Origin of the sequence: Kiloniella spongiae, assembly GCF_001026905.1 — a bacterium.
In the GTDB taxonomy this organism is placed as follows: Bacteria; Pseudomonadota; Alphaproteobacteria; order Kiloniellales; family Kiloniellaceae; genus Kiloniella; species Kiloniella spongiae.
The window spans coordinates 1-4007 of the sequence record NZ_LAQL01000035.1 but is presented as its reverse complement, the minus strand read 5'-3'; the positions used below and the strand labels follow the sequence as shown (position 1 = coordinate 4007).

Sequence of the window (4007 nt, the reverse complement as noted above, 5' to 3'; positions counted from 1 at the left end):
TCAAATCCTACCCCCGCAACCAATATGAAACCCTCTGAGTGTAAAGCTCAGAGGGTTTTTTGCGTTTGTAGAGCATTTACTCACAGTCGGTAATAAGCCTGAATATAAATCTCGGGGGTAGCCCAGATAAGATTTCATTAACTTTCCAGCTGTGGAACAAGTATGGCGATATCAGTTAGGCGCTTCTCTATTTCTGAGGCATAGTGCTGAACCAAACAATAAATCGTAGAATGTTGATATCATTTGATATAACCCTACATTTTTTACACAATCTTGATATTGAACTATACCGACTTTAGTTTCTAAATTTTGTCTCAAGAAAGAAGCTGTATGCAAAGATCTGATTTAAGTATGAAATGGCTAGAGGTGTTTCAATCGATTGCCATAACGGGATCGATGCAGGCAACTGCAAAAGAAACGGGTTTGACGATTAGTACCGTATCTCATCATTTACGAAGTTTGGAACAACAACTGGGGGTACTGCTTCTTAATCATAAGTGTCGTCCTATGACATTGACGCCAGCCGGAAATATCTTTCTAACGTATATTGATCAAGCACTATTATTAATTCGTAAAGCACGAACAGAAGTAACTTTAGGTAATATGCCAGAAGCACGTCATTTGAGGTTAGGATTTATTGAGGATTTTGAAAGCAAAATTGGCCCTGAACTTGCTGTTTTTTTGGCCGAGAGTATGCCAAATTGTGACTTTATACACAGCACAAGATTTAGCCATGAAATCCTGGAGATGCTACATAAACGCAAGCTCGATATTGGCTTGGCCAATCGTCCCAGTGATACTTCTATAGATTTACAAGAATTTCCAATTTTACGTGATCCTTTTGTCCTGGCTATACCCGCGCATAGTTCTTTAAGTTCTGATGAATATCTTTCAGATAACACGGGGCTTCCGTTTTTGAGATATAGTCAGCACCATATTATTGGTAAACAGATTGAAGCTCAATTGCGTCGTTTAAAGATTGTATTACCAAATAGATTTGAGATTGAAAGTAATCAAACTCTCATGGCAATGATCGCAGCTGGTGCCGGTTGGTCAATAACGACACCGCTTTGTTATTTCCGTGCCAGTCATTTTCACAATCAGATAAAACTCTGTCAATTTCCGGAAAAGAGTTTTGCACGTTATTTGTCTTTGTTTGCAACACATGAATGCTCGACATCAATTATTGAGATAATCAATGTTGCTCTTTGCAATATGATTAACAAGAAAATCGTTCAACCTGCGTACGATACCATGCCCTGGTTGCGAGACAGTTTCCAATTACTGTAATAAACGGACAAAGTACATAGAACGTGCTTTCTTGCACTGAACTTCTTCCTGATTTGGGAGGAGTACAAAACATTAATTACGAAAAAATAATAATTCTAATTTGAAGATTTCGTAGTATTAGATTTTCTATTGCTCGTTACAAATTTTGCAGCCTGAATAGTCGGTATCAATTATTCCTGAGGAGGTTGCCATGAAATCACGCACTAAGGTTGTCGTTATAGGCGGGGGCATTGCTGGCTGCTCAGCACTGTATCACCTGACGAAAGAAGGATGGTCTGATGTTGTGTTGGTTGAGCGTAACGAATTAACTTCTGGTACAACTTGGCACTCAGCGGCACAAGTGACAAATTTTGGCATGAACCAGACGATGGTCGGATTGAAAACACATTCGATTAATCTTTATAAAGAGTTGGCTGATGATCCTGAATACCCAATCAATTACCATCATGGAGACGGTGGGATACGTTTGGCAAATACAGAGGCACAGCTTGAAGGTTACCGTCATTTCGCATCAATGGCGCGAGGTATGGGTGTTGATTTCGAGATGATTGATGCACAAGAATGTGCCAGGCGTCATCCGCTAATTTCAACAGACAATTTGTTGGGGGGATTATGGGATCCTCTGGATGGTGATATTGACCCTGCTCAATTGTGTCAGGCCTTGGCTCACCGAGCACGCAAAGCTGGGGCAATGATTTATCGTAATACGCCTGTGGTTGCTCTCACACAGCATACAGATGATACATGGACTGTCCATACAGAACATGGCGACATCGACTGTGATATTGTTGTTAACGCATGCGGTTATCGGGTGAATGAAGTCGGTAGTATGATGGGCGTACATCACCCTGTCATGTCGATGGAACATCAATATTTTTTGACAGAAGAAATCCCGGCTATCAAGAAATCTGGGCATAGGATGCCATTGTTGCGTTGCCCCATTTCCGATTATTATTCTAGGCAGGAAAAAAACGGTCTTCTTATCGGATTTTATGAACAAAATTGTAAAACCTGGGGTATGGATGGTATTGATCCAAACTTTGTAAATGCCCTGTGTCCAGATGATCTTGATCGAATTTCTGATACGTTGGAAGGCGCATTTGAGCGTATGCCGGTATTGATGGAGGTTGGCATCCATACCGTGGTGAATGGGCCTATTACTTATACGATTGATGGAGCGCCACTGGTTGGCCCAATTCCGGGCAAACGTAATGCTTTTTGTATTATTGGATTACGTGCGGGACTTGGTGAAGGAGGTGGCCTCGGATGGTTACTTGCTCAACAGATTGTGCATGGCGAGGCCTGCTACGATAGCTGGTGTATTGATCCGCGTCGTTTCACGGGGCACACCAATGTTGAGTTAACTGCCTTAAAGGCTATTGAAGATTATCAAAACGAGTTTAGATTCCACTTTCCTCATGAACATCGGCCGGCAGGACGGCCGATGAAAACAACACCACTTACACCAATTCTTGCAGCTGAAGGTGCAGAGTTTACGGTTGTGAATGGCTGGGAGCGAATAGAATACATCAAGCCAACACCTGACTTTCATCCATCTTTGACTTTCAAGTTTGATGAGGCTTTTGATATTGTTGCAGCCGAGGTCTCGAATGTTTCCAACAATGTTGGTTTGACAGAGGTTAGTGGTTTTAACCGATTTGAAATAAGTGGTAGTGACGCACGTGACTTTCTTGACAGGATGGTATGTGGCCGCGTAACTCAAAAATTGGGTAAAGTCGGACTGGGATATCTTTTGAATCGTTATGGTATGCTGAAAGGCGAGGCCACAATTGCTAACCTTCCAGATGGCCGGATATGGTATGGATCGGCTGCAGCAGCCGAATTCCATGATATGGATTGGTTACAAAAGCATATTCAGCCTGATGAGGACGTTCAGGTGAAATCATTAACCAACGACTATACAATTTTGGTATTGGCAGGACCAAACAGTCGGAAAGTTCTTTCTGATGTAAGTCGTGATGATTGGACTAAGGAATCATTTCCCTGGTTGTCGGTCAGAGAAGGATTTATCGGCATTGCACCTGCTGTGATTATGTCCGTTAGCTTCTCTGGTGAGTTAGCATATGAAATTCATGTGCCAAATAATCAGCTGTATTCAGCATATTTAGCGTTACGTAATGCAGGTGAAAAATATGGAATGCAGCTTTTTGGCGCACGTGCTGTTGACTCTATGCGTATGGAGAAAGGGTATTTGCATTGGAAGGCAGATATTTTGACTGAATTTGATCCATTTGAAACGGGCCTTAATCGGTTTGTAAAAATGAATAAGGTTGATTTTATTGGAAAAGCAGAATTGCAACAACGTATTGAGCGTAGCGTGGTTCAGAAAATGATCACCCTCCATATTGATGGGCGAGATGCGCCAGCACATAGTGGCGCATCTGTCATGCTGGATAATAAGGTGGTTGGTACGGTTACGTCCGGTGATTGGGGGTATCGTACGGAAATGAATCTCGCTTATGCTTTTGTTGCTACTGAATTTTCAGCTGAAGGAACGGAATTGAGTGTTGATATAATAGGTAATTTAACCTCTGCAAAAGTTATTAGTAGTGGGCCCTATGATCCTGAATATCTAAGAATTAAAGCATAAAGTAGAGGCCACTAATAGAGGGCCGATATATTAGAAGGTAACCGCTTGTTAAAGAGCATGCGATTACCTTCTAATTAGGGTGTGAACCCAATTCAAGATCTTGCTG

At 41.9% G+C, this 4007-nt stretch carries 2 protein-coding genes; both read left to right on the top strand.

Going from position 1 to position 4007, the window contains the following annotated elements; genetic code table 11:
• Positions 1–330 precede the first annotated feature (330 nt).
• Complete coding sequence (locus WH96_RS20745; RefSeq protein ID WP_047766160.1) at positions 331–1290, top strand: LysR family transcriptional regulator; 960 nt, start codon at positions 331–333, stop codon at positions 1288–1290.
• A 190-nt stretch (positions 1291–1480) separates the two neighbouring features.
• Complete coding sequence (locus tag WH96_RS20740) at positions 1481–3901, top strand: GcvT family protein (RefSeq protein WP_047766159.1); 2421 nt, start codon at positions 1481–1483, stop codon at positions 3899–3901.
• The last annotated feature ends 106 nt before the right edge of the window (positions 3902–4007 follow it).

Excerpts from the sequence above, each read along its gene's own strand:
- WH96_RS20745 (WP_047766160.1), top strand. The coding sequence starts at position 331 with ATGCAAAGATCTGATTTAAGTATGAAATGGCTAGAGGTGTTTCAATCG.
- WH96_RS20740 (WP_047766159.1), top strand. The coding sequence starts at position 1,481 with ATGAAATCACGCACTAAGGTTGTCGTTATAGGCGGGGGCATTGCTGGC.